Genomic DNA, 22,445 nt, shown 5'->3' with positions numbered 1-22,445 from the left:
GATCCTCCTGGGATCTCGCGAAATGTGGTGAATCCGACATTACTGTCCACAGGTAGCCCGCTCTGGCCGGGGCCGGGGTTGAGAGATGCGAAGATCGGAACTGGCCGCGTCCAGGCGGCCGTCGCGAGTGGAGGGATCAGCGGTGGAGGAGTACCTGGCCAGGATCGGTCCGGCCGACGAGGCCGCGATGCGGGCGGCGACGGAGCGTCAACAGAAGCTGACGAAACCGGCCGGTTCCCTTGGTGTGCTGGAGGAGTTGTCGGTCCGGGTCGCCGGGATGACCGGAGTGTGCCCGCCCGAAGTACCGACTGCCGCCGTCGTGACGGTTTTCGCGGCTGACCACGGCGTGCATGCGCAGGGCGTCTCGCCCTGGCCGCAGGAGGTCACCGCGGCGATGCTGGCGAACTTCGCGGGTGGTGGCGCCGCGGTGAACGCGTTCGCGGCCAACAACCGGGTCGACGTGCGGGTGGTGGACGTCGGTGTCGCCTCCGATGTCGACGAGCTGGACATCGTGCACGCGAAGGTCCGCGCGGGGACGCGGGATCTTTCCGTCGAGAAGGCGCTCACGGCGGAGGAAGTGCAGGCTGCGGTGGCGGTCGGCTTCGAGCTGGCCGGTCAGCTGGTGCTGGATGGGTATCAATGCCTGCTTACGGGTGACATGGGGATCGCGAACACGACGGCGTCGGCCGCGTTGATCGCGACGTTCAGCGGTGGGACGGCGGACGAGGTGACCGGCCGGGGGACGGGCATCGACGACGCGACGCTGGCGCACAAGACCGAGATCGTCCGGGCTGCGCTGGCGCTTCACGAAGTACCGGCCTCGGAGCCGTTGGCTGCGCTCGCGGCGTACGGCGGGCTGGAGCACGCTGCGCTGGCTGGGTACATCCTCGGGGCGGCTGCCAACAAGGTGCCGGTGATCCTGGACGGGGTGATCGCGGGGGCTGCGGCGCTGGTTGCGCAGGCGCTTGAGCCTGCGGTGATCGACTACTGCATCGCCGGGCATCGGTCGGCCGAGGCTGGTCACGCGGTGGCGTTGAAGACGCTGGGGCTGCAGCCGCTGGTGGATCTGGATCTGCGGCTGGGCGAGGGGACGGGTGCGGTGCTGGCCTATCCGATCCTCACCTGTGCGGTGCGGGCGCTGGCGGAGATGGCGACCTTCGAGGATGCGGGGATCGAGGCGTGACGGCGCCGTACCTGTCCGGGCTGGTGCTCACCGGCCGCCGCGTGGTGGTCGTGGGCGGCGGTGGCGTCGCCCAGCGGCGGCTGCCGCGGTTGCTCGAGACGGGTGCGCAGATCGATCTCATCTCGCCGGTGATCACGCCGACGATCGAAGGGTTGCTGACGAACCCGGATCTCCGGTGGGTCGAGCGTGGGTACGCCGACGGCGATCTCGAGGGTGCCTGGTACGTCGTGGTGGCCACGGACGATGCCTCGGTCAACGATCAGGTTTCGGCCGAGGCCGAGTCGCGGCGGATCTTCTGCGTGCGGTCGGACGATCGATCGCGGGCGACTGCCTGGACGCCGGCTTCCGGTCAGCATGATCAGGTGACCATCGGCGTACTGGGCGGTGGTGATCACCGGCGGTCGGCGGCGGTACGGGACGCGATCCTGGAGTCTTTGCGGGTCGGTGCGCTGGGCGCGCGGGACTCGCTGGCTAAGAAGCCTGGGGTGTACCTGGTCGGTGGGGGTCCTGGCGATCCTGACCTGATCACGGTGCGCGGGCGGCGGTTGCTGGCCGAGGCGGATGTGGTGGTGGCGGATCGGTTGGCGCCGCAGCCGTTGCTGGAGGAGTTGCATCCTGACGTGGAGCTGATCGACGCGGCGAAGTTGCCGCGCGGGCGGTCGGCGGCGCAGGAGGAGATCAATCGTCTGCTGGTTGATCGCGGGCTGCAGGGCAAGGTCGTCGTGCGACTCAAGGGCGGCGATCCTTATGTGTTCGGGCGTGGGTTCGAGGAGGCCTTGGCGTGTGCCGAGGCGGGAGTGCCTTGGACGGTCGTACCGGGCATCACCAGCTCGATCGCGGTGCCGGCGGCGGCGGGGATCCCGGTCACGCATCGCGGGGTGACGCACGAGTTCACTGTCGTGTCCGGGCACATCCCGCCCGGTCATCCGGACTCGCTGATCAACTGGGAGGCGCTCGCTCGACTGCACGGCACCTTGGTGTTGCTGATGGCAGTCGAGAACCTGCCGGTGATCGCCTCCACACTGATTGCCCACGGCAAGGACTCGGCGACACCGGCCGCGGCGATTGCCGACGGCACCCTTCCGGGCCAGCTGCAGGTCAAGTCAGACCTGGCCGGCATCGCGGAGGCGATGTCAGCCGCCGGAGTAGGCGCCCCAGCCATCGTCATCATCGGCCAGGTCGTAGACATCGCCGGTCTGGTCACGGTGGCAAACGGTTCATGAGTCCGCTTGTTTCCGTTGAAGATGCCGCGGATGAGCGGCTGGGGGACTATGTCCAACTGCGTGAGGTGAACCTGCGGCGGATGCTCGAGGAAGAGCACGGGCTGTTCATTGCCGAGGGCGACAAGGTGATCCGGCGGGCGGCCGACGCGGGCTACGAGCCGCGGTCGTTCCTGCTGGCGCCGCGCTGGTTGGACTCGCTGGCCGACGTACTGGAGAAGTGGCCGTCGGCCCCCGTCTACGTGGTGACCGAGGAGCTGGCCGAGCAGGTCACCGGCTTCCACGTTCATCGCGGGGCGCTCGCGTCGTACCGGCGGCAGCCCGCACCCGAGCTCGGCACCTTGCTCACCGGCCGCCGGATCGCGATCTTCGACGACATCGTCGACCACACCAACGTCGGCGCCGGCTTCCGGGCCGCCGCCGCGATGGGCGTCGACGCCGTCCTGATCACCCCCACCTGCGCGGATCCGTTGTACCGCCGCTCGATCAAGGTCTCGATGGGCACCGTCTTCCAGATCCCCTGGACCCGCCTGGCCAGCTGGCCGGACGCCCTCGACCTGCTGAAGGACAAGGGCTTTGTCAGCGCGGCGCTCGCGCTCACCGACGACTCCATCACCCTCGACGAGTTGACCGCACGCCAGGACCCCAAACTCGCCCTGATCTTCGGTACCGAAGGCCACGGCCTCAAGCCGCACGTGCTCGAACGGGCAGACCTGACGGTGAAGATCCCGATGGCCGGCGGCGTCGACTCCCTCAACGTGGCATCCTCGGCAGCAGTGGCCTTCTACGCCACCAGACCCTGATCAGCGGGAGGCCGGAGTGCTCACCACGGAACGACTGCTCCTGCGCCCCTTCCGGGACGAGGATCTGCCGGCTTGGGCCGAGCTGAACACCGACCCCGAGGTGATGCGATATCTCGGCGGTAAGCCGCTGAGTCGAGCCGAGACGGACGAGATCGCGACAGCGGTCAACGAACGGTACTCGGCGGAAGGCACCGGCTTTCTCGCGATCGAGCGGCGGGCGGACGGCGCGTTCCTCGGGGCGGGTGGGTTGACGCACGAGTCGTGGCATCCGGATGATCTCGAGCTCGGGTGGCGGCTGGCGCGGGAGTACTGGGGGCACGGGTACGCCACCGAGGCGGCAGCGGCTTGGCTTGCCTACGCGTTCACCGACCTCGATCTACCCCGCGTGCTCGCCTCCACCGAGACCGCCAACACCAAGAGCATCTCCGTGATGGAACGCATCGGGATGAGCTTCGATCACGAAGCCCGGCTGGAGGAGGATGGCGAGACGTTCGACGCCGTCATCTACTCCATCACGCAGCAAGCCTGGCGGGTAGCTCCACGGTGACGCGGAGGCCACCGTCAGGGCGGGGCGTGAGAGTGAGGGTTCCGTCGTGGGCCTCTGTGATGCTTTTGACGATGGCCAGCCCCAGGCCGACACCTGAGTGATCGGTACGGACGCGTTCGCTGCCGCGCTGGAACGGCTCGACCAGCGTGGCGACCTGCTGCGCAGTGAGCTTCTCGCCGGTGTTCTCGACGACGAGTTGCACGCTCTGCGGACGAACTCTGGTGGTGACCCAGACAGTGCCCCGGGCAGGCAGGTTGTGGACGATCGCGTTGTGCAGGAGGTTCGTGGCCAGCTGGACGAGCAGGGTGCGGGATCCCGTCGTCGGGGCGATGTCGCCTTCGGTCTCGATCGTCAGACCGCGTTCTTCGGCGAGCGGGAGCAGGGTTTCCGCGGCTTCCTCGGCTGCCAGGGAGAGATCGACGGGCTCGCGGGTGAACGTCCGCTGGTTGGCGCGGCTGAGCACGAGCAGCGCCTCGGTCAGGTCGATGGCCCGGGTGTTGATGGCGTGCAGGCGATCGACGAGCTTGCCGTTGTCGCGGTCCAGGTCGTTGCGGGCGACGTCGAGCAGCGTCTGGGTGATGGCCAGTGGCGTGCGTAGCTCGTGGGAGGCGTTGGCCGCGAATCTCTGCTGCTCGGCGTCGTGGGCCTCGAGCCGCGCGAGCATGGTGTCGAAGGAATCGGCGAGCTCGCGGAACTCGTCTCCGCGGCCTTCCAGCTGGATCCGGTGGGAGAGCGACCCGGTCGCGGCGAGCCGGGTGGCCTGGGTGATCCGGGTCAGCGGCGACAACATGCTTCCGGCGAGGATCCAGCCTCCGAGCAGGCCGAAGGCCAGCAGGAACACCAGCATGAGGGCTACCTTCGGCGCGAAGGCGGCCAGCAGATCGGAGCGGTCCGGGATGACCATCGGGCCGGGCGGCGAGGGTGTCCCGCGCACATGAGGTTGGCTCGTCGTCGGCATCGGGTCGGCGATCACATCGGGCACGTAGCGCAGCAGGAACACCCAGACGACCGCGAGCAGCAACGCACCGGCGATCATCAGGAATCCGGCGTAGCTGAGGGTGAGCTTCAGGCGGACACTCCAACCGGGCTCCCTAGCCACGGTCACCACCCGCGCCGGCGCGGTCGGACGGTGCCTCGATCCGATAGCCGGCGCCGGCGACGGTGGCGATGACCCAAGGCTCGCCGAGCCGCTTACGGAGTACGGAGACTGTGATGCGTGCGGCGTTGGTGAAGGGGTCGGCGTTTTCGTCCCAGGCCTTGGCCAGCAGCTCTTCGGCGCTGACGATGCCACCCTCCGCGGCGACCAGTACTTCGAGCACGGCGAACTGCTTGCGGGTCAGCGCGACGTACCGGCCATCGCGGTAGACCTCGCGACGGAACGGATCGAGCCGCAGGCCGGCGATCTCCCGCACCGGCGGCCTGTTGTGGGCACGGCGGCGGTCGAGGGCTCTGAGGCGGAGTACGAGCTCGCGCAGGTCGAACGGCTTGGTGAGGTAGTCGTCGGCGCCGAGCTCGAACCCGGACGCCTTGTCGTCCAGCCGGTCGGCGGCGGTGAGCATCAGGATCGGCATACCGCTGCCGGAGGCAACGATCTGCTTGGCGATCTCGTCGCCGGACGGGCCGGGGATGTCGCGGTCGAGGACGGCGATGTCGTACTCGTTGATGCTCAGCAGCTCCAGCGCGGTGTCACCGTCACCGGCGATGTCGGCGGCGATCGCCTCCAGCCGCAGGCCATCACGGATGGCTTCGGCCATCACGGGTTCGTCCTCGACGATCAGCACTCGCACATCCTCGATGCTACGACCCGGCGGTTATCGCCGGCATATCGAAATCCCCAGACCGGCCGGCAACACGCGATTGCCTTGGCTGGTGCCATGTCTGCCATCAAACCGGCGCCCGCAGCAGGGCGCCGTACCAGATTGACCGTGCGCGTGGCCTTCGTGCTCGCGAACGCGGCGCTCGCCGTCGTCTTCGTCCAGCAGGCGGTGGCGCCGTCTTTGTTGTCGAGCGCATCGTCCAGCGACGACCGCCATCGCGCGCTCGGCGAGGAGAACGGGTACGTCCCCGAGGGGGTGACGGTCTTCGACGCGGGAGTTCCTGCCGTCGCCAACCTCGATCCCGCGCTGCTCGGTGCTCTGCGGAGGGCCGGGACGGTGGCTCGGGACGACGGGGTCGAGTTCGTGGTGAACAGCGGGTGGCGCTCGGCGGCGTACCAGGAAGAACTCCTCAGCGAGGCGGTCGCGCAGTACGGCTCGAAGGAGGAAGCCGCTCGATGGGTCGCGACGCCTGACAAGTCGCCGCACGTGTCGGGGCATGCGATCGATCTCGGGCGCGAGGCGGCCGGGTGGTTGTCCAAGCACGGCGGCGCTTACGGATTGTGCCAGATCTATGCCAACGAGGCCTGGCACTACGAACTCCGCCCGGATGCTGTGACTCACGGTTGCCCGGCTCCCTACGCCGACCCGACGCAGGATCCCGGGGGACAGTCATGACGACAGGAATCACTGTCTTCGGCTGTGAGCCGGACGAGGACGTGCTGTACCGGGAACTGGCACCCCATTTCGGCGTACTGCCGACCATCACCGCGGCGGCGGTCTCCGAAGCGAATTCGGACCTGGCGATCGGTAATCGCTGCATCAGCGTCGGCCACAAGACCCGCATCACGAATGCGACGCTGCTCGACCTCAGCCGGGCCGGCGTCGAATACATCTCGACCAGGAGCATCGGCTACAACCACCTCGACCTGGATTTCGCGACGGGGCTCGGCATCTCCGTCGAGAACGTCAGTTATTCGCCCGACAGCGTGGCCGACTTCACGCTGCTGCTGATGCTGATGGCTCTACGCAATGCGCGGGGCATGATTCGGCGTACGGATGTGCAGGACTACCGGTTGGACCCGGTCCGCGGGCGGGAACTCCATGACCTGGTGATCGGGGTCGTCGGTACCGGGCGCATCGGCTCTGCCGTCGTGAACAGGCTGCGCGGATTCGGATGCCGAATCCTGGCGCACGACACCCAACCCAGCACCTCTGCCGACTATGTCTCGCTGGACGAATTGCTCCGACTCAGCGACATCGTCACTCTCCATGCCCCGCTCACTGCTGACACGCACCATCTGCTGAACCGGCAACGGCTGAAGAAGCTGAGGTCGAGTGCGCTCGTCGTCAATACCGGACGCGGCGCGCTCATCGACACCGAGGCTTTGCTTGCGGCGCTGGAGAGCGGCCGGCTCGGTGGAGCGGCGCTGGATGTGGTCGAAGAGGAAGAAGGAGTCTTCTACGCCGACCACCGCGGCAAGGCGATCGCCAGCGAATTCCTGCCGCGATTGCAGCGGCTGCCGAACGTGCTGATCAGCCCGCACACCGCTTACTACACGGATCGCGCCCTGCGCGACACCGTCGAAAACTCTCTCGTCAATTGTCTCAAGTTCGAAAGCAGGAGTCAGTATGCCTAGGTTGAAGGTCGGCGTGGTCTTCGGCGGTGTTTCCGAGGAACGCCACATCTCGGTCAAATCCGCGCTGGAGATCGCGAAACACCTCGATCCGATGAAGTACGAACCGTACTTCGTCGGAATCACGCAGAGCGGCGCGTGGATGCTGTGCGACGGGCCTGGTCCGGAGTGGGAGGCCGGCGGCTGTCAGCCGGCTGTCCTCGCACCGGACAGCAGCGTGCGTGGGCTGCTGGTCCTGGACGAAGGGAAGTACGACACGATCGAGCTGGATCTGGTGCTGCCCGTGCTGCATGGCAGGTTCGGTGAGGACGGCGCGATCCAGGGTTTGCTGGAGCTGTCCGGGATTCCCTATGTGGGTTGCGATATCCAGAGCTCGGCGCTCTGCCTGGACAAGTCTCTCGCCTACACCGTGGCCGGCGACGCGGGCATCGCGACCCCGAACTTCTGGACGGTGACGGGGGAGCAGGGCATCGATCCGGACCAGCTCAGCTATCCGGTCTTCGTGAAGCCGGCTCGGTCGGGATCTTCGTTCGGGGTCAGCAAGGTGGCCGGCGCGGACGAGTTGGCCGACGCTGTGGCGGTCGCCAGGGAGTACGACTCGAAGGTGCTGATCGAGGAGGCCGTCGTCGGGCATGAGGTCGGCTGCGCGATCCTCGGGGCCGATCCGGATCTGGTGGTGGGGGAGGTGGATCGGATCGCGCTGTCCCATGGCTTCTTCCGGATCCATCAGGAGACCGCGCCGGAGATGGGTTCGGACAACTCGACGCCGATCGTCCCCGCTGACATCTCGGCGGCGTCGCGTTCGCTAGTCCGGGAGACCGCGAAGGCCGTCTATCGAGCGCTGGGTTGCAGTGGGCTGGCGCGGGTCGATCTGTTCTTGACCGCGGATGGGCAGGTGGTCCTCAACGAGGTCAACACGTTCCCTGGCATGACGTCGTACAGCCGCTATCCGCGGATGATGGCCGCCGCCGGGATACCGCTCGCCGAGGTGATCGACCGGCTGGTGGCCTCGGCGCTGGAGGTCCGGTGAACGCGGACTTCGTCTTCGTGGACGAGTACACGTCCGGAATCCGCTGGGACGCGAAGTACGCGACCTGGGACAACTTCACCGGCAAACCGGTCGACGGCTATCTGGCCAACAGAATCGTCGGTACCAGGGCCTTGTGCTCAGCCCTGGCCTCGGCCCGTGAGAAGGCCGAGCCCCGTGGCTTCGGGCTCCTGCTCTGGGACGGCTACCGCCCCCAACGCGCCGTCGACCGCTTCCTGCAGTGGTCGAAACAACCCGAGGACGGCCGGACCAAGCGACGCCACTACCCGAACATCGACCGCGCCGAGATGTTCGCCAAAGGCTACGTAGCCGCCAAGTCGGGCCACAGCCGCGGAAGCACCGTCGACCTGACCCTCTATCACCTGAGCACCGGCGAACTGGCCGCGATGGGCGGCGACCACGACCTGATGGACCCCGTCTCACACCACGGCGCAGCGGAGATCGGCGAGACCGAAAGGAAGAACCGTGATCAGCTGCGGACCGTGATGGAGACGTGCGGGTTCAGATCCTACGAGTGCGAGTGGTGGCACTACACGCTCGACGACGAGCCGTTTCCGGACACCTACTTCGACTTCCCGATCGGCTGATCGGGCTCGAGGTCACTCACCCCCTTGCCGCTCCGGATGTCGAACGGGACCGATGCCTGGTCGTGCGCGACCAGCCATCGGCCGTCGACCTTGCGGAAGCAGAAGGTGGCTCTGACCCACATGCCGTCCGTCGCCGTGCCATCGGGCAGGGTTCCGCTCACCCGGCCGAAGCAGTGCCCGAAGGCGAGCTCGGTGTCGACGGCCAGCTGCAGGTCGCGCACCTCGTACGCCGGGTCGGCCAGGAACGTGAACACTTTCGCCCAGTTCTCCAGTTTCGCCTCTACCCCCACATGCTGCAGCGGCGGCTCGACGTCGAACGACACCACATCCGGCGCGTACACCTCCCGCAGCAGGTCGAGATCCCTGGCCTGGATGCCGTCGACGATCCTGCCGATCTGCAGCCTGATTGCACTCTCATCCATGTTCATACCTCTCCGACGACACGTCCCGGTGAATCGTGAGGCCGCTAACCTCCTTCTGGTGAACCTCTTCGCGGACGCCGGCGCCGAACTCGTCCGGGTCGTCGGCTCCCTGCCGTCGACCCACTGGGACAACCCGACGCCGGCCGGTCTCACCGTCCGCGAAGTCGTCGACCACGTGGTAGCGGGCAACCGGTTCGCTGTCCGGCTGCTCGCAGGCGCCTCGGCGGCCGACGCGGTGGCCGGTCTCGACGCCGACCAACTCGGCGACGATGCGATCGCAGCGGTCAGTACCTCCTGCGAAGATCAGCGATCCGCTTTCGCTGCCGCCGACCAGCGCTTGCCCCTTCATCACCCGAGCGGTGACATCTCGTACGACACCTTCGTGCGCTTTCGCCTGGGTGACGTCCTGATCCATTCCTGGGACATCGCGGTCGGTGGCCGGCTGGATCCGACCCTCGATCCCGCTCTGGTCGACGCCCTCTGGGCCATCGTCGAGCCGCACCTCGACGAGATGCGCGCCATGGGTGTCTTCGGGACCGGCGCCAGCAACACCCTCCCACCTGGCGCCTCGCGGCAGACGCGCCTCCTCGGCGCCTTCGGCCGCCGGGTTGACCGCGGCTAGTCGGGGAGCTTTCCGGTCTCGATGACGTGCGTGGCGACTGCCTTGAGGCGTTGGTTGCGGTCCTGGGAGTAGCGGCGGAGGACGACGAAGGCCTGGACGGCGTCGAGGTCGTAGCGCTCCATCAGGCGGCCGACCGCCTGGCCGACGATCTTGCGGGAGTCGACAGCCTCTCGCAGTGACGACTCCAGCCGGGTCGACGCGATGGCGATCGAGGCATGCAGGGCCAGCAGCCGGGCGGACTCGTGGTCGGTCTCGGTGAAGTCGAGAGGCTGGGCGGAGACCAGGTTCAGGACTCCGCTGGTGGAGTGTTCGGTGAAGAGCCGGATCGCCAGCAGACTCCGGATCCCGTACTCCGCTGCGATCGGCGCCCACTCCGGCCAGCGGGTGTCGGTGGTGGTGTCCTCGACCAGGACCTCGTGGTGATCGGAGATCGCCAGCAGACTGGGTCCGGCAGCGAAATCGATCTGCAGCTGATCGGCCTTGGTGATCAGCTCGCCGGTCGCCGCCACGGTCTCCGGTTGCCTGCGGCGCACCAGCATCACCGACGCGTGGTCGTAGCGCAGCACCTCGGTCGCGAACTGCAACACGCCTTCGACGGTCGCGAGCGTTCCGTCCTGGTCGTGCAGGGTCATGGCCAACTCACCGAATTCGCCGGCTCGGTTCATCCTCTGTCACTCCTCGTAACAGCTGATCCACCTGGCGCCGTCTTCTTGACGCCGGAAATCCGCACTAATTATGCACCAGCTCTCGCGGAACTTGTGCAGCTCGGGCACCGATCGCCGGTACCCCCGATCCCACCTCTTGACCGGGGACCGGGAATGCGCAATCCTGCGGGAAAGCGCATTCCTGAGTGGGTCGAGCGGAGGTACGCCGATGAGGTCGGTTCCTGCGAGTGGGTTGCGGGATTACGAGGCGCAGGTGTGGATCGACGGGTGGTGTGAGCCGCCGGCGTCGGACTGGGTGCCGGTGCTCGACAAGGCGGCCGGCAAGCCGTTCGCGCGGTACGGGAGCGCGTCGGCCGAGCAGGTGGACCGGGCGGTCCGGAGTGCGCGGCGGGCGCAGGCCGAGTGGGCCGAGGTCGACGCGAACACCAAGAGCGAGATCCTGCGGGCGTTCGCGCGGGAGCTGGAGAACCGGCACGACGAGCTGATCACGCTGATCATCCGGGAGACCGGCGGTACGACGGAGAAGGCGGAGGAGGAGCTCGGGCAGTCGATCAACCAGCTGCTCAACTCCGCCACCCAGCTGACCGAGAACGCCGGCGCCATCCTGCCGCCGTACAAGAGCGGCAAGATCTCGCTCTCCCGGGCGGTGCCGCTGGGCGTGATCGGGCTGATCGTGCCCTGGAACTACCCGATGAGCCTCGCGATGCGCGCGCTCGCACCCGGGCTCGCCTACGGCAACGCCGTCGTCCTCAAGCCTGCCGAGCTCACCCCGATCGCCGGCGGCCAGATCCTCGCCGAGGCGGCCAAGGCGGCCGGCGTACCGGCGGGTGTCTTCAATGTCGTACCTGGCGACGGCCCGACAACGGGGAGAACGCTCTCTGAGCACCCCGACCTGGACCTGATCCACTTCACCGGCTCGTTCGAGGTCGGTCAGCAGATCTCCAGCTTCGCGGGCAAGAACTTCCGCGCCGCGGCGACCGAGCTGGGCGGCGACAACGCGTTCGTCGTACTGGACGACGCCGACCTCGACCAAGCCGTCAGCTGCGCGCTCTGGTCCTCGCTCTGGTACCAGGGCCAGACCTGCATCACCGCCGGCCGGCACATCGTCATGCGCTCGGTCGCCGACGAGTTCACCGAGGCTGTCGTCGAACGGGTGAGCAAGCTGCGCGTCGGCGACCCGCTGCGCGACGACGTCGACCTCGGCCCGATCATCACCGAGACGCAGCTCAAGCGCTTCCACGAAGGCCTCGTCCAGCCGTCACTGGAAGCCGGCGCCAAGCTGGCGACCGGTGGCACGTACGACGGGTTGTACTACCAGCCCGCCGTACTGACCGGCGTGACCCCGCAGATGCCGGTGTTCACCGAGGAGATCTTCGGCCCGGTGATGCCGATCACCGTGGTCGACAGCGAGGCCGAGGCGCTCGACCTGGTCAATCGTCATCGCACGCTGATGAATTCCGTCTTCACCAAGGACCCGATGCGCGGGCTCGCGTTCGCGGAGAAGGTCAAGAGCAACGAAGTACACGTCAACGACGGGTATGCCCGGCACGGCGGCGAAGGCCAGCTGGCCGGCTACACCCACCGCCAGTGGATCGGCATCCAGGCCACCCCCACCGAATACCCCGGCTGGGCGTCGAAATGAGGAAACCCCTGATGAACCTCCGCAGAAGCGCCGCCCTCGGTGCTGTCCTCGTGCTGGCCCTGGCGGCCTGCTCGGGCAACGACGACAACGCCGGCCCCAGCGGCGGCGGGTCCAGTGCGACCAAGGGCGAGAAGGTCAACCTGACCTACGTCAACTGGGATGGCGGCATGGACAAGGTCGTCGACGAGTGGAACAAGCTCAACCCGGACATCCAGGTGAAGCTGAGCAAGCCCTCGGGCACCGGCTACACGCTGTACAACAAGCTGATCACCAACAACAAGGCCGGTACCAACCCGGACATCACCGAGGTCGAGTACCAGGCGCTGCCGGCGCTGATCGCGAACCAGGTGGTCGTCCCGATCGACGACTACGTGAAGGGGCTGGACGCGAAGTACGACAAGGCCTCGCTGTCCCAGGTGCAGTTCGAGGGCAAGACGTATGGCGTACCGCAGAACGTCTGCCCGATGGTGTTCTTCTACCGCAAGGACGTGTTCGACAAGCTCGGCCTGAAGGCGCCGACCACTTGGGCGGAGTACGCGACGGTCGCGGCGGCGATCCACAAGGCGGATCCGAAGAAGTACATCGGCAACTTCACCGCCGCCGACCCGGGCTGGTTCGCCGGGCTCGCGCAGCAAGCCGGGGCCAACTGGTGGAAGGCCGACGGCGACACCTGGAGCGTGGCGATCAACGATGCCGCTAGCAAGAAGGTCGCTGACTACTGGGACGACCTGATCAAGAAGGGCCTGGTGAGCCCGCAGCCGAACTGGTCGGCGCAGTGGAACACCGACATGAACAACGGCACCATCGTCGGTTGGGTTGGCGCGCAGTGGGGACCGAACCAGCTGCCGTCGATCGCGAAGGACACCGCCGGCAAGTGGGCCGCCGCACCGCTGCCGGCCTGGACCGCCGGTGACACCGCGGTCGGTATCTGGGGTGGCGAGACCGAAGCGGTAACGGCCAACTCGAAGCATCCGGCCGAGGCCGCGAAGTTCGTCGAGTGGATGAACTCGTCCGATGCGGGGATGGACTCGCTGATCAAGAACGTCCAGGTCTTCCCGGCCTCGCCGCAGGGTCAGCAACTGCCTGCGCTGAAGACACCGCCGCCGTTCATGTCGACGCAGCCGGACTACAACACTTTGATGGCGACCGCGGCCAAGGGCGTGCGGACGTTCGACATCTGGGGCCCGAACGCGAACGTCACCTTCGACTCGTACTCCAACGCGTTCGGCGCAGCGCTGCAGAAGAAGACCTCGCTGTCCGTGGCCCTCGACACGATGCAAGAGGCAACGGTCAGCGACATGAAGAAACTCGGCTTCCAGGTAGCCGGCTGAGATGAGCGGTCCTCGTACCGCCACGGCCGCGAGCAAGTCGCGCGGCCGTGGCGGGCTGCTGCCGATCGCGCTGGTCACGCCGGCCGTCGTGTTGTTGCTGCTGTTCACGATCGCCCCGGCGATCTACGCGATCTTCCTCAGCTTCCGCCGGATGAAGGTGGGCAAAGGCCTGCTCGGTGGTGGTAAGCCGACCGAGGTGTGGACGGGCCTGTCCAACTACACCTCGACCCTGAGCGACAGCGAGTTCTGGGCGAGCCTCGGCCGGATGCTGCTGATCGCGGCGTTCGGCGTACCGCTGACGGTGATCCTGTCGACGCTGTTCGCGTTGTGCCTCGACGCGAAGCGGGCACGGCTGGTCGGGTTCGCGCGGTTGGCGATCTTCCTGCCGTACGCCGTACCGGGTGTGGTCGCGTCGCTGTTGTGGGGCTTCATGTACCTGCCCGCGACGTCGCCGATCGGTGGTGACGTGGTGAACTACTTCGGCACCAAGGGGATCTTCTTCAGCGTGGCCAATGTTGCTGTCTGGGGCGTCGTCGGCTTCAACATGGTGATCCTCTACACCGCAGTCCGGAGCCTGCCGAAGGAGCTGTTCGAGGCGGCCGAGCTGGACGGCGCGACGGAGTTCCAGATCGCCGTCCGGGTGAAGCTGCCGATGATCGCGCCGGCCGTGGCGATGGTCGCGCTGTTCTCGGTGATCGGCTCGCTGCAACTGTTCAACGAGCCGACGACGCTGAAGCCGCTGGCCAACGCGATCTCGTCGACCTGGGTGCCGCTGATGCGCGTCTACACCGATGCCTTCGTCAACAACAGCATCTACGAAGGCGCCGCGACGTCGTTCGTGCTGATCGCCATGACGGTCGCCGCGACCGTCCTCGTCTCGGCCGTCGGCCGCCGGATCGCCCGGAGGTCCACCAGATGACCCGGCAACGCACCCGCTGGATCCCGACGCTGATCCTGCTGATCGGCGCCCTGTACTGCGTACTGCCGGTGCTGTGGATCGTCATCGCGTCGACCAAGACCAACGACGAGCTGTTCTCGACGGCACCGTTCCTGCCCGCCTTCAACGGTGGATTCTGGAGCAACCTGGACGCGCTGTTCAGCTACAACCACGGCATCTTCGGCCGTTGGGTGCTGAACTCGGTGATCTACGCGATCGGCGGCGGACTGTTGTCGACGGCAATCGCCGGAGCGGCCGGCTATGCCTTGGGCAAGTACCGGTTCGCCGGCAGCACCATGTTGTTCAGGGCGATCGTCGCTGCGGTCCTGCTGCCGCAGATCCTGCTGGCCGTCCCGCAGTTCCTGCTGCTGGCCAAGGTGGGGATGACGAACAGCTACGCATCAGTCCTGCTCCCGCAGTTGGTCAGCCCGTTCGCGATCTACCTCTGCAAGATCTACTCGGAGGCGTCGGTCCCCGACGAGATCATGGAGGCGGCCCGGATCGACGGGGGCAGCGAGTGGCGCATCTTCCGCTCGGTCGGCGCACCGCTGATGATGCCCGCCCTGGTCACCGTCTTCCTCCTTCAGTTCATCGGCATCTGGAACAACTTCCTGCTGCCGTTCGTGATGATCAACAACGATCACCTGTATCCGCTGACGCTGGGCCTCTACGGCCTGATGATCATCACCGGCGGCCAAGCAGCCCAGTACTCGATCGTCATCGCCGGTGTGCTGGTGTCGATCATTCCGCTGGGTGTTCTGTTCCTCAGCCTCCAGCGCTACTGGAAGATCGACCTGATCAGCGGGGGAGTGAAGCTGTGAAGTACGCGGCGGTCTCGTCGTCTGCGGGGTAATAGGACTCGACGGCGAGTTCGTCCAGGGTGAGGTCGAGGGGAGTGCCGAAGGTCGTGATCGTGGAGAACATCCGCAACTCGACGCCGTCGATGCGGATGATCATCGGGATCACGACCTCGGCCTCCACCGGCTCGGCGGTATCGCCCGGGGCCAGCAGTTCTTCGTAGAGGGCGGTGAGCCGGGCGTCCGGGGCGGCGGCGAGTTGGCGTCGTACCCGGGAGCGGAAGACGGTTCGCACGTCGTCGCGGTTGACGACCAGGGCGGCCAGGCCGCGGGGATCGAGTCCGAGGCGGAGCAGGTTCATCGGTGGCTCTCGCAGTTCTGGTGCTACGCCGGTGAGGAACGGATCTACGGCCCGATTCGTCATCACGATGTCCCAGTGACGGTCGAAGGCGAGAGCTGGGTAGGGCTCGTGGGCGTGCAGGACGCGCTCTACGGCGGTGCGCGCCGCTGACAGCGCGATCGAGTCGAGGGGGCTTTCGGCGTACCGGGGTGCGAAGCCGGCCGCGAGCAGGAGGACGTTGCGCTCACGCAGCGGTACGTCGAGCTGCTCGGCCAGCCGGAGCACCATCTCGGCGCTCGGTTGCGACTTCCCGGTCTCGACCAGGCTGACGTGCCGCGCCGAGACATCTGCCGCTATCGCGAGGTCCAGCTGACTCAACTGCCGCCGATGCCGCCACTGCCGCAGGAGTTCCCCGACCGTTGCCATAGTCATCGAGCCTACCCATGAAATGGGAGTTCATCGACAACCGCTACAGGCCACCGCAACACTGCTGGACATGACGACAGAGAACAAGCAACTCGTCCAGCAGGCACTGGCCCAACTGATCGGCGAGGGCGGCGTCGACGCCGTCGAACCCCTGCTCAGCAACGACTTTCGTCACCACCGCCCCGACGGCCTGACCCGTACCAAGACCGAATGGCTCACCGACGTGGGCAACGCCCTCACTCCGCTGAAGGAGATGAAGGTCGAGATCCTCCATCTGCTCTCCGACGCCGACCACGTCGTGGTCCATACCCGCCGCCACCTCCCCGGCGGCGGCCCGTCCATTGCGGTCGTCGACATCATCCGCGTCGGCGACAACCAGATCACCGAAGCCTGGGAACTGATCGAACCGCTCACCGAAGCCGGCGCCCACCTGACCTGGTGGGAGGTCTGACGTCAGGCCTTGAAACCAGCACGGCGGTGCCGGAGTTGTTCGACGCGGATGAAGGCGCTGCCGATCAGAACCGCCACGATGATGGAGGCGAAGGCCTTGATCAGCGCGGCGAACATCTTGTCGGGGGCTGCCCGGTCGCCTACGTAGTACGGGATCGTGTTGTCGGCATTGGTGCAGGTGACGGTGACGGTCTGCGGCGGGATGGGGGTCCGCGAGTGGGCGATGACGTAGTAACTAGGACCGTCGACGGAGTAGTTCTCGCGCTTCAGCGGATTCTTCAGTGGGATGTCGGCGCCGGTGGCGTCCTTGGCCTGGCAACTCGGCGTCTGGCCTTGAGCAGTCGTCGAGATGGTCAGGCCGTCACGGTCCAGCTGGACGAGGCCGTCGCCGAGCGGCGCCGGTTCGGTCGGCATCACACTCATCATCTGCAGGAGGAAGATCGAGCTCAGCACGAGGCCCGCGGCGAAGAAGGCGATGGCGGTCCACATCAGGGGCCAACGGCTGAAGGGCGGCCGGGGGCCGGGTTGCACGGTCATGGGCCGAAGACTAGTGCTAGCTGAGGGGCGGAGTGCTGGCCCGAATGACCGGGTAGGCAGGGACGGTACGGCGGGTCAGGACCTCGTCTGTCGTCGTTGCGCGGTAGACCGCTTCCTGGGCGACGGCGTTCAGGGCTACGTGGACTGTGGTCAGTTTGGGGACCACATCGCGGAGGGTGCTGATGTCGTCGAAGCCGGCGATGCCGATGTCTTCGGGGATGCGGAGGCCGCGTTCTCGCAGGCCGGCCAGGGCGCCCAGGGCCATGTCGTCGGTGACGGCGAAGACGAGTTGAAGGTCCCGTACCTCGGCATCGGTCAGGCTGAGCACGAAGTCGCGCGCCCCGGTCCAGCTGAAGCCGGGGTGGTGGACGCGAGTGGCCGCGTCGGCGACGCCTGACTCGACGAGGCCAGTGACGAAGCCTTCGACGCGGCGGCGCATGGACAGCAGGGGAGTGCCGCTGCCCAGGACCAGGCAGCGCTCGTACCCGAGGCCGGCCAGCTCGCGGGCGAGTTGCCGGGAGCCCTCGTGGTTGTCGAAGTCGACCGTCTCGAAGGGGAGATCGGAGCGGCTGATGAGTACGACCCGGCCGCCGGTCTCCTCGTAGCGGTGCAGCTCGTCGACGAGTTGCTGCTCGGACGGGGGATCGACATAGCCGGTGCCGGCCAGGATGATCGCGCGCGGTTGCTGGCCGCGGAGCTCACGGACGAGGTCGAGCTCGCGGTCGGCCTGACGCTCGGTGACGGCGATCGACACGTGCAGCCCGATCGCCTCGGCCTGCTTCATGATCTCGGCCGCCATCGCGGAGAAGTACGGGTCGGAGATCAGGCTGATCACCAACGCGATCGTCCGCGACGTACCCCGCGCCATTGCCTGCGCGGGCAGATTCGGTGTGTACCCGAGCTCGCGCGCCGCCTCGAGCACCCGCTCGCGATAGCTCTCCGCAACCTTGCGCGAACTCCCGTTCAGCACCCGCGAAGCAGTCGGCTGGGAGACCCCGGCGGCCCGCGCGACATCGTCGAGCGTGACAGGGCGCCTGGTCCCCGGATCACCCAGCATCCCGTTCATCCCCGCAGTTTATCGGCGAACGACGGGAATCCGCTGGACGCGCGTGATGGGATGGAGGTCATGCAGAAAGTCGTCTTGGTCACCGGCATGCAGGCAGCGGGTAAATCCACCATCGCCCCGCTGCTCGCCAGCCGCCTCGGTCCGCCTGCCGCAACCGTCGACGGAGACGTCTACTACAACGCAGTCGTCTCCGGCGCCGTCGGCATGACCCCAGATCCGGAGCCCGAAGCGCTACGCCAGCTGCAACTCCGGTACGACGCCAGCGCCCTCGTCGCCCGCCACTACCTCGAGGCCGGCTTCGACTTCGTCTGCTCCGACATCATCCTCGGCGACCACGTCACCCGCTGGCTCGACTCGTTCGAAGGCATCGCCGACCCGCACCTCGTCGTACTCGTCCCCTCCGTCGACTCCATCGTCGAGCGCGAAACAGGCCGCGGCTACAACTCCTACCGAGCCTGGCAGGGCCCCGGTATGACGCTGGCCGACGCCGTCAGGTCACTACAAGAAGGCCTGCAAGACATCCCGAACCGCGGACTCTGGCTAGACACCACCGGCCAAACCCCCGAGCAATCCGTCGAAGCGATCCTCCACAACGACCTGAAAGCCTCAGCCTGGTAGCGGAAGCGACCGCGTGATCCGCGCCGCCACGGCCAGGGCGATGTCCTCCCGGCCGTGTGGGGCCACGACCTGGGCGCCGACCGGTAGGCCGTCGAGCAGCCCGACCGGCACGCTGACGGCCGGGTGTCCGGTGATGTTGAAGCCCCAGCAGAGGTCGCCCACGACGATGTTCTGCTCGTGCTGGTCATACCCGTGCGCCACCCGCGGCGTCGTCGGAGTGACCAGAGCATCCACCGACGAGAACAGGTCCGCGAGCGCCGTGCTGTTGTGACTGCGCACCCGCACAGCCGCCTGCAACGCCGACGGCTCAACCGCCAAGCCGGCATCCAGATCCCGCAGAGTCAGCCAGGCTGAGTCGACCGGCAGCCAATCAAGATCAACCTCTTGTACGCCGATGTCTGGCACCGCGAGGCTGCCGCGGACTACCGCGTCTACTGCTGGATCGCTCTCGATCAGACCCAGCGATGACCTGTAGGCCACTCGCCAAGCCCCAGATCCGGCAAGCGCTGGCACCGGCCAGTGTGGCAAGGCGCCCGGATCGAGCCGGTCCGGACCGCTCACCAAGCTGGTTGCGAGCGCGACGTCCTCCAGCGACGTCCCGATGAACCCACCGATCGTGAGCCCGGCCAAGGACCGCCCATCCGCCCGAGGCACCCGCCCCGCTGTCCCCTTCAATCCCACCACGCCACAGAACGACGCCGGGATCCGCAGCGATCCCGCACTGTCCCCGCCAGTAGCCAGTGGCACGACACCAGCAGCTACGGCCGCCGCAGCACCCGCCGACGATCCGCCCGACGACCGCGACAGGTCCCACGGGTTGCGCGTGTACTCCGACCCGTTCCACCCGAAGGTCTGCGAGACAGCGTCCGGCCGGGCGCGCGTCGACGTACCGATCGGGATCGCCCCGGCCGCGATCAGCCGCGTGACGATCGGCGACCCAGCCGGCGTACGGGCCTTGATCAGAACCGGTACCCCGGCCAACGGCAGCCCGAGGTCGACAGAACGTGCCCGCTGCAAGGCGCCGTCAGCATCGAGTGTGTCGATGAAGTGCAGCAGCGGATCCCAGTGAGCGACGCCGTCCAGCGCCTCGGAGACCACGTCGACGGCGGTACGCCGCCCCGAACGCAATGAGGCGACGAGGTCCGCGATCAGGCGTTGAGCCCCTCGTCGCTGTGGTCGTGCTCCTCCTGGTTGAGCATCGGGGAGACCGGCCAGTCGTCTGGATAGTCGGCCGCGAACTCCTCGGCCTCCGCGAACAACCGCTTCTTGTACTTCCGCGACAACCGGTCCCCGAACACCATGCCCTGCGTGTGGTCGGTCTCGTGCTGCAGGCAGCGCGCGAGCAGACCGTCACCCTCGTAGCTGACCGGCTCGCCGTTCTCGTCGAGGCCGGTGACCCGGGCGAAGTCCGGCCGGGCGCATTTGGTGAAGGCGCCGGGCAGCGACAGGCATCCCTCGTCGCCCTCGTCGAGTTGCCGGTCCTTGCCCTCGGGCAGCTCCAGCACCGGGTTGCAGACGACGCCCGACTGGTAGACGCCGTTCTTGTCCGGGCAGTTGAAGACGAACACCTGCAGGTCTACGCCGACCTGGTTCGCGGCCAGCCCGACACCCTCGGCGGCGTTCATCGTCGCCACCATGTCGGCGACGAGCGTGTGCAGTTCCTCGCCGAACTCGGTGACCGGCTGGTTCACGTGGTGCATGACGTCCGTGCCCCAGCGGGTCATGGGGCGCACGGAGCCGTCGGTAGGCAGCGTAGACATGCCTGAAATCCTAGCGAATCAGCGCGCCATGCCGATGCGCGCGTCCGTAGTACCAGGAGTCCGGTACTACGACGCGCACCCGACTCAGGCCTGGTTGACCTCGTCGCGCCAGGCCACCCAGTCGCGCAGCAGACCCAGGTCGTACTCGGGCCCGGACGTACTGACCGTGAACAGCCGGGTGCCCACCTCGAGCATCGCCTTGCCCAGTTCCTCGGGGGACTTGTCGCCGACCGCGGTCGAGCGCTCGATCTCGCCCGGGTCGCGGCCGATCGCGGCGCAGTGCGCGTCGAGCACCTCGTGCTTGTGCGCGATCGTCTCGGCGTCGCCGAAGCCGTGCCAGATGGTCGCGTGCTTGGCGACCAGCTTGAGCGTCTTCTTCTCGCCACCGCCGCCGATCAGGACCGGGATGTCCCGGGTCGGCGCCGGGTTGAGCTTGGCCCAGCGTTGCTCGATCCGCGGCAGCGACTCGGCGAGAGCGTCGAGCCGGCCGCCCGCAGTACCGAACTCGTAGCCGTACTCGTCGTAGTCGCGCTCGAACCAGCCCGAGCCGATGCCGAGGATCAGCCGGCCGTTGCTGATGTGGTCGACGGTGCGGGCCATGTCGGCGAGCAGGTCGGCGTTGCGGTACGTGTTGCAGGTGACCAGGCAGCCGATCTCGATTCGCTCGGTCGCCTCGGCCCAGGCGCCGAGCATCGTCCAGGCTTCGAAGTGCAGGCCGTCCGGCTCACCGGACAGCGGGTAGAAGTGGTCCCAGTTGAAGGCCACGTCGACGCCGATCTCCTCGGCCGCCGCGACGGTCCGCCGGATGTCCGCGTACTCCGCGTGCTGAGGCTGAACCTGGACACCGATCCGGACCGGATACTTGCTATAGGGGAGGGGGGCTTCAGTACTCATGCGCGCCAGCCTACGCCGTATCGGAGGATCCTCCGGATGGAGGCCGGTATCTGAGCCGGACCGCTACTGCGGCCAGCCGCCGACGGTGTTGCTGGGCTTCGGAGTCGCCACGATCTTCCGGCAGGCAGCCTCGGACTGCTCCTGCAGCCAGGTCGGCGGGAGCTTGCCCTTGGCCATGATCACCCGGGCGTTCTTCTGGATCTTCCGGAGCGCGTCGTACTTGTCGGCGGTCAACCCCATGTGCTGGTAGTCGCCCTCCTGGCCGGGCGCGCCGCGCAGGTTCTCGGTACCCCAGTAGACGAGCTGATCGACGCAGCTGGTCAGCGGGTCCTTGGATGCCTTCGCCGTGGGCGTGGGGGCGGCTGCTTTGGTCTCCTCGCCTCCGCAGCCGGCGACCACCGCCACGGCCAGTACTACGGTGACACCCAGTCGGCGGTTCATCCCGACAGTGTGGAACATCGTCGTGTCATCGGGTATCCGTCATCAGCCGGATTGTCCGTGCGAGGCGATAGGTTCCCGGACATGGACCTCAACGGCAGACCAGACCCGCCAACCGAGGCCGGCGAGAAGGAGACCCTCGTCGGCTTCCTGGACTTCCAGCGCGCCACCCTCCGCTGGAAATGCGAAGGCCTCACTCCGGAACAACTCGGTACGCCGTCTGTCGACCCGTCCTCGATGACACTGCACGGCCTGATCCGCCATCTCACCGAGAACGAGCTCGGCTGGTTCGTCGGCACCTTCACCGACGAACCTGTCGTCTACCCGTACGCGACTCCCGAACGCCCCGAGGGCGACTGGATCGGCCTCGACCCGAAGCAGTACGCCGCAGACCTCTACCGCTACGACCAAGCCGTCGAACGGGCCCGCGCCGTCATAGCCGACCTGGACCCCGACCACGTAGGCGAGGACCAAGGCCGCCGCTTCTCCCTGCGCTGGGTCCTCGCCCACATGATCGAGGAGTACGCCCGCCACAACGGCCACGCCGACCTCCTCCGAGAACGCCTCGACGGCTCCACCGGCGAATAACCAGGCCGATCGTGTAGCACTGGAAATAGCTGAAGCCGGAGCGCAACGTATCGACGATCTCGATCGGGTTGAC

General features: G+C 67.2%; 27 protein-coding genes. 16 read left to right on the top strand and 11 right to left on the bottom strand.

The window, feature by feature from the left end:
* Nucleotides 1-85 precede the first annotated feature (85 nt).
* From cobT to AB0M15_RS21635, 4 genes are read left to right on the top strand one after another with little or no spacing between them, the layout of a single operon-like run.
* A complete protein-coding gene (gene cobT / locus AB0M15_RS21650) occupies nucleotides 86-1,183 on the top strand; it encodes a nicotinate-nucleotide--dimethylbenzimidazole phosphoribosyltransferase (protein WP_363821667.1) in 1,098 nt (365 codons plus the stop codon).
* The gene (gene cobA, locus AB0M15_RS21645; protein WP_363821664.1) at nucleotides 1,180-2,406 is read left to right on the top strand and encodes a uroporphyrinogen-III C-methyltransferase; all 1,227 of its coding nucleotides are present in this window, start codon (nucleotides 1,180-1,182) and stop codon (nucleotides 2,404-2,406) included. Before cobT ends, cobA begins: the two co-directional genes overlap by 4 nt.
* Entirely contained in the window at nucleotides 2,403-3,206 is an 804-nt protein-coding gene (locus AB0M15_RS21640) for an RNA methyltransferase (RefSeq protein WP_363821661.1), read from the top strand. Before cobA ends, AB0M15_RS21640 begins: the two co-directional genes overlap by 4 nt.
* Nucleotides 3,207-3,222: 16 nt before the next feature.
* The gene (locus AB0M15_RS21635) at nucleotides 3,223-3,753 is read left to right on the top strand and encodes a GNAT family N-acetyltransferase (protein WP_363821658.1); all 531 of its coding nucleotides are present in this window, start codon (nucleotides 3,223-3,225) and stop codon (nucleotides 3,751-3,753) included.
* Here AB0M15_RS21635 and AB0M15_RS21630 read toward each other — a convergent pair.
* A complete protein-coding gene (locus AB0M15_RS21630) occupies nucleotides 3,719-4,852 on the bottom strand; it encodes a HAMP domain-containing sensor histidine kinase (protein WP_363821655.1) in 1,134 nt (377 codons plus the stop codon). The two genes, AB0M15_RS21635 and AB0M15_RS21630, sit on opposite strands and share 35 nt — an antisense overlap.
* Complete coding sequence (locus AB0M15_RS21625; protein WP_363821652.1) at nucleotides 4,845-5,540, bottom strand: response regulator transcription factor; 696 nt, start codon at nucleotides 5,538-5,540, stop codon at nucleotides 4,845-4,847. Before AB0M15_RS21625 ends, AB0M15_RS21630 begins: the two co-directional genes overlap by 8 nt.
* 87 nt (nucleotides 5,541-5,627) lie before the next feature.
* Here AB0M15_RS21625 and AB0M15_RS21620 point away from each other — a divergent pair, with 87 nt between their 5' ends.
* From AB0M15_RS21620 to vanX, 4 genes are read left to right on the top strand one after another with little or no spacing between them, the layout of a single operon-like run.
* Nucleotides 5,628-6,245 carry a M15 family metallopeptidase gene (locus AB0M15_RS21620; protein ID WP_363821649.1) on the top strand — a complete coding sequence of 206 codons (618 nt, stop codon included), beginning with the start codon at nucleotides 5,628-5,630 and terminating at the stop codon, nucleotides 6,243-6,245.
* Nucleotides 6,242-7,207 carry a D-isomer specific 2-hydroxyacid dehydrogenase family protein gene (locus AB0M15_RS21615; RefSeq protein WP_363821646.1) on the top strand — a complete coding sequence of 322 codons (966 nt, stop codon included), beginning with the start codon at nucleotides 6,242-6,244 and terminating at the stop codon, nucleotides 7,205-7,207. The genes AB0M15_RS21620 and AB0M15_RS21615 overlap by 4 nt, the downstream gene beginning before the upstream one ends.
* Nucleotides 7,200-8,234, top strand: coding sequence for a D-alanine--(R)-lactate ligase (gene vanA, locus AB0M15_RS21610; RefSeq protein ID WP_363821642.1), 1,035 nt, complete (start codon nucleotides 7,200-7,202; stop codon nucleotides 8,232-8,234). Before AB0M15_RS21615 ends, vanA begins: the two co-directional genes overlap by 8 nt.
* The gene (vanX, locus tag AB0M15_RS21605; RefSeq protein ID WP_363821638.1) at nucleotides 8,231-8,839 is read left to right on the top strand and encodes a D-Ala-D-Ala dipeptidase VanX; all 609 of its coding nucleotides are present in this window, start codon (nucleotides 8,231-8,233) and stop codon (nucleotides 8,837-8,839) included. Before vanA ends, vanX begins: the two co-directional genes overlap by 4 nt.
* Here the strand turns inward: vanX and AB0M15_RS21600 are convergent.
* Nucleotides 8,815-9,261: a nuclear transport factor 2 family protein gene (locus AB0M15_RS21600; protein WP_363821635.1), complete on the bottom strand. Its 447-nt coding sequence runs from the start codon at nucleotides 9,259-9,261 to the stop codon at nucleotides 8,815-8,817. The two genes, vanX and AB0M15_RS21600, sit on opposite strands and share 25 nt — an antisense overlap.
* Nucleotides 9,262-9,319: 58 nt before the next feature.
* On the opposite strand from AB0M15_RS21600, the gene AB0M15_RS21595 reads away from it, so the two are divergent.
* Complete coding sequence (locus AB0M15_RS21595; RefSeq protein ID WP_363821632.1) at nucleotides 9,320-9,883, top strand: maleylpyruvate isomerase family mycothiol-dependent enzyme; 564 nt, start codon at nucleotides 9,320-9,322, stop codon at nucleotides 9,881-9,883.
* Here AB0M15_RS21595 and AB0M15_RS21590 read toward each other — a convergent pair.
* Nucleotides 9,880-10,548, bottom strand: a complete 669-nt coding sequence (locus AB0M15_RS21590) for a GAF and ANTAR domain-containing protein (protein ID WP_363821629.1) — start codon at nucleotides 10,546-10,548, stop codon at nucleotides 9,880-9,882. The genes AB0M15_RS21595 and AB0M15_RS21590 overlap by 4 nt on opposite strands.
* 208 nt (nucleotides 10,549-10,756) lie before the next feature.
* On the opposite strand from AB0M15_RS21590, the gene AB0M15_RS21585 reads away from it, so the two are divergent.
* Genes AB0M15_RS21585 through AB0M15_RS21570 form a run of 4 tightly spaced genes read left to right on the top strand, consistent with a single transcriptional unit; the run spans nucleotide 10,757 to nucleotide 15,279 of the window.
* On the top strand, nucleotides 10,757-12,190 hold the full coding sequence (locus AB0M15_RS21585; protein WP_363821626.1) for an aldehyde dehydrogenase family protein: 1,434 nt from the start codon (nucleotides 10,757-10,759) through the stop codon (nucleotides 12,188-12,190).
* A gap of 11 nt (nucleotides 12,191-12,201) precedes the next feature.
* Nucleotides 12,202-13,521 (top strand): extracellular solute-binding protein, encoded by a 1,320-nt coding sequence (locus AB0M15_RS21580; protein WP_363821623.1) that lies wholly within the window; start codon nucleotides 12,202-12,204, stop codon nucleotides 13,519-13,521.
* A 1-nt stretch (nucleotide 13,522) separates the two neighbouring features.
* On the top strand, nucleotides 13,523-14,440 hold the full coding sequence (locus AB0M15_RS21575) for a sugar ABC transporter permease (RefSeq protein ID WP_363821620.1): 918 nt from the start codon (nucleotides 13,523-13,525) through the stop codon (nucleotides 14,438-14,440).
* Entirely contained in the window at nucleotides 14,437-15,279 is an 843-nt protein-coding gene (locus tag AB0M15_RS21570) for a carbohydrate ABC transporter permease (protein ID WP_363821617.1), read from the top strand. The genes AB0M15_RS21575 and AB0M15_RS21570 overlap by 4 nt, the downstream gene beginning before the upstream one ends.
* On the opposite strand, the gene AB0M15_RS21565 is transcribed toward AB0M15_RS21570, so the two are convergent.
* Nucleotides 15,257-16,021: a helix-turn-helix transcriptional regulator gene (locus AB0M15_RS21565; RefSeq protein WP_363821613.1), complete on the bottom strand. Its 765-nt coding sequence runs from the start codon at nucleotides 16,019-16,021 to the stop codon at nucleotides 15,257-15,259. The two genes, AB0M15_RS21570 and AB0M15_RS21565, sit on opposite strands and share 23 nt — an antisense overlap.
* 70 nt (nucleotides 16,022-16,091) lie before the next feature.
* On the opposite strand from AB0M15_RS21565, the gene AB0M15_RS21560 reads away from it, so the two are divergent.
* Nucleotides 16,092-16,472 carry a nuclear transport factor 2 family protein gene (locus tag AB0M15_RS21560; protein WP_363821610.1) on the top strand — a complete coding sequence of 127 codons (381 nt, stop codon included), beginning with the start codon at nucleotides 16,092-16,094 and terminating at the stop codon, nucleotides 16,470-16,472.
* Nucleotides 16,473-16,474: 2 nt separating this feature from the next.
* Here the strand turns inward: AB0M15_RS21560 and AB0M15_RS21555 are convergent, their stop codons facing one another.
* Nucleotides 16,475-17,008 (bottom strand): hypothetical protein, encoded by a 534-nt coding sequence (locus AB0M15_RS21555; protein ID WP_363821607.1) that lies wholly within the window; start codon nucleotides 17,006-17,008, stop codon nucleotides 16,475-16,477.
* Nucleotides 17,009-17,024: 16 nt separating this feature from the next.
* Nucleotides 17,025-18,074: a LacI family DNA-binding transcriptional regulator gene (locus tag AB0M15_RS21550; protein WP_363821603.1), complete on the bottom strand. Its 1,050-nt coding sequence runs from the start codon at nucleotides 18,072-18,074 to the stop codon at nucleotides 17,025-17,027.
* A 60-nt stretch (nucleotides 18,075-18,134) separates the two neighbouring features.
* On the opposite strand from AB0M15_RS21550, the gene AB0M15_RS21545 reads away from it, so the two are divergent.
* Nucleotides 18,135-18,692, top strand: coding sequence for an AAA family ATPase (locus tag AB0M15_RS21545; RefSeq protein WP_363821600.1), 558 nt, complete (start codon nucleotides 18,135-18,137; stop codon nucleotides 18,690-18,692).
* Here AB0M15_RS21545 and AB0M15_RS21540 read toward each other — a convergent pair.
* The 4 genes from AB0M15_RS21540 to AB0M15_RS21525 all read right to left on the bottom strand — a co-directional run bounded on the left by AB0M15_RS21540 (nucleotide 18,681) and on the right by AB0M15_RS21525 (nucleotide 21,787).
* On the bottom strand, nucleotides 18,681-19,820 hold the full coding sequence (locus AB0M15_RS21540) for an amidase (protein WP_363821597.1): 1,140 nt from the start codon (nucleotides 19,818-19,820) through the stop codon (nucleotides 18,681-18,683). The genes AB0M15_RS21545 and AB0M15_RS21540 overlap by 12 nt on opposite strands.
* A gap of 20 nt (nucleotides 19,821-19,840) precedes the next feature.
* The gene (def, locus tag AB0M15_RS21535) at nucleotides 19,841-20,452 is read right to left on the bottom strand and encodes a peptide deformylase (protein WP_363821593.1); all 612 of its coding nucleotides are present in this window, start codon (nucleotides 20,450-20,452) and stop codon (nucleotides 19,841-19,843) included.
* Between the two features lie 84 nt (nucleotides 20,453-20,536).
* Nucleotides 20,537-21,346, bottom strand: a complete 810-nt coding sequence (locus AB0M15_RS21530; RefSeq protein ID WP_363821589.1) for an LLM class F420-dependent oxidoreductase — start codon at nucleotides 21,344-21,346, stop codon at nucleotides 20,537-20,539.
* A 63-nt stretch (nucleotides 21,347-21,409) separates the two neighbouring features.
* Nucleotides 21,410-21,787 (bottom strand): hypothetical protein, encoded by a 378-nt coding sequence (locus tag AB0M15_RS21525; RefSeq protein WP_363821585.1) that lies wholly within the window; start codon nucleotides 21,785-21,787, stop codon nucleotides 21,410-21,412.
* An 81-nt stretch (nucleotides 21,788-21,868) separates the two neighbouring features.
* Between AB0M15_RS21525 and AB0M15_RS21520 the strand changes: the two genes are divergently transcribed.
* A complete protein-coding gene (locus AB0M15_RS21520; protein WP_363821582.1) occupies nucleotides 21,869-22,372 on the top strand; it encodes a DinB family protein in 504 nt (167 codons plus the stop codon).
* Nucleotides 22,373-22,445 lie beyond the last annotated feature (73 nt).

Origin of the sequence: Kribbella sp. NPDC051718 (assembly GCF_040681515.1) — a bacterium.
GTDB lineage: Bacteria > Actinomycetota > Actinomycetes > Propionibacteriales > Kribbellaceae > Kribbella.
The sequence above is the reverse complement of the archived record's forward strand: the minus strand, read 5'-3'. Positions and strand labels throughout refer to the sequence as shown.

Coding starts and splice junctions, on each gene's coding strand:
- cobT (WP_363821667.1), top strand. CDS start 86: ATGCGAAGATCGGAACTGGCCGCGTCCAGGCGGCCGTCGCGAGTGGAG.
- AB0M15_RS21640 (WP_363821661.1), top strand. CDS start 2,403: ATGAGTCCGCTTGTTTCCGTTGAAGATGCCGCGGATGAGCGGCTGGGG.
- AB0M15_RS21620 (WP_363821649.1), top strand. CDS start 5,628: ATGTCTGCCATCAAACCGGCGCCCGCAGCAGGGCGCCGTACCAGATTG.
- AB0M15_RS21615 (WP_363821646.1), top strand. CDS start 6,242: ATGACGACAGGAATCACTGTCTTCGGCTGTGAGCCGGACGAGGACGTG.
- vanA (WP_363821642.1), top strand. CDS start 7,200: ATGCCTAGGTTGAAGGTCGGCGTGGTCTTCGGCGGTGTTTCCGAGGAA.
- AB0M15_RS21600 (WP_363821635.1), bottom strand. CDS start 9,261: ATGGATGAGAGTGCAATCAGGCTGCAGATCGGCAGGATCGTCGACGGC.
- AB0M15_RS21590 (WP_363821629.1), bottom strand. CDS start 10,548: ATGAACCGAGCCGGCGAATTCGGTGAGTTGGCCATGACCCTGCACGAC.
- AB0M15_RS21585 (WP_363821626.1), top strand. CDS start 10,757: ATGAGGTCGGTTCCTGCGAGTGGGTTGCGGGATTACGAGGCGCAGGTG.
- AB0M15_RS21580 (WP_363821623.1), top strand. CDS start 12,202: ATGAACCTCCGCAGAAGCGCCGCCCTCGGTGCTGTCCTCGTGCTGGCC.
- AB0M15_RS21575 (WP_363821620.1), top strand. CDS start 13,523: ATGAGCGGTCCTCGTACCGCCACGGCCGCGAGCAAGTCGCGCGGCCGT.
- AB0M15_RS21570 (WP_363821617.1), top strand. CDS start 14,437: ATGACCCGGCAACGCACCCGCTGGATCCCGACGCTGATCCTGCTGATC.
- AB0M15_RS21565 (WP_363821613.1), bottom strand. CDS start 16,021: ATGGCAACGGTCGGGGAACTCCTGCGGCAGTGGCGGCATCGGCGGCAG.
- AB0M15_RS21560 (WP_363821610.1), top strand. CDS start 16,092: ATGACGACAGAGAACAAGCAACTCGTCCAGCAGGCACTGGCCCAACTG.
- AB0M15_RS21555 (WP_363821607.1), bottom strand. CDS start 17,008: ATGACCGTGCAACCCGGCCCCCGGCCGCCCTTCAGCCGTTGGCCCCTG.
- AB0M15_RS21550 (WP_363821603.1), bottom strand. CDS start 18,074: ATGAACGGGATGCTGGGTGATCCGGGGACCAGGCGCCCTGTCACGCTC.
- AB0M15_RS21545 (WP_363821600.1), top strand. CDS start 18,135: ATGCAGAAAGTCGTCTTGGTCACCGGCATGCAGGCAGCGGGTAAATCC.
- def (WP_363821593.1), bottom strand. CDS start 20,452: ATGTCTACGCTGCCTACCGACGGCTCCGTGCGCCCCATGACCCGCTGG.
- AB0M15_RS21530 (WP_363821589.1), bottom strand. CDS start 21,346: ATGAGTACTGAAGCCCCCCTCCCCTATAGCAAGTATCCGGTCCGGATC.
- AB0M15_RS21525 (WP_363821585.1), bottom strand. CDS start 21,787: ATGAACCGCCGACTGGGTGTCACCGTAGTACTGGCCGTGGCGGTGGTC.
- AB0M15_RS21520 (WP_363821582.1), top strand. CDS start 21,869: ATGGACCTCAACGGCAGACCAGACCCGCCAACCGAGGCCGGCGAGAAG.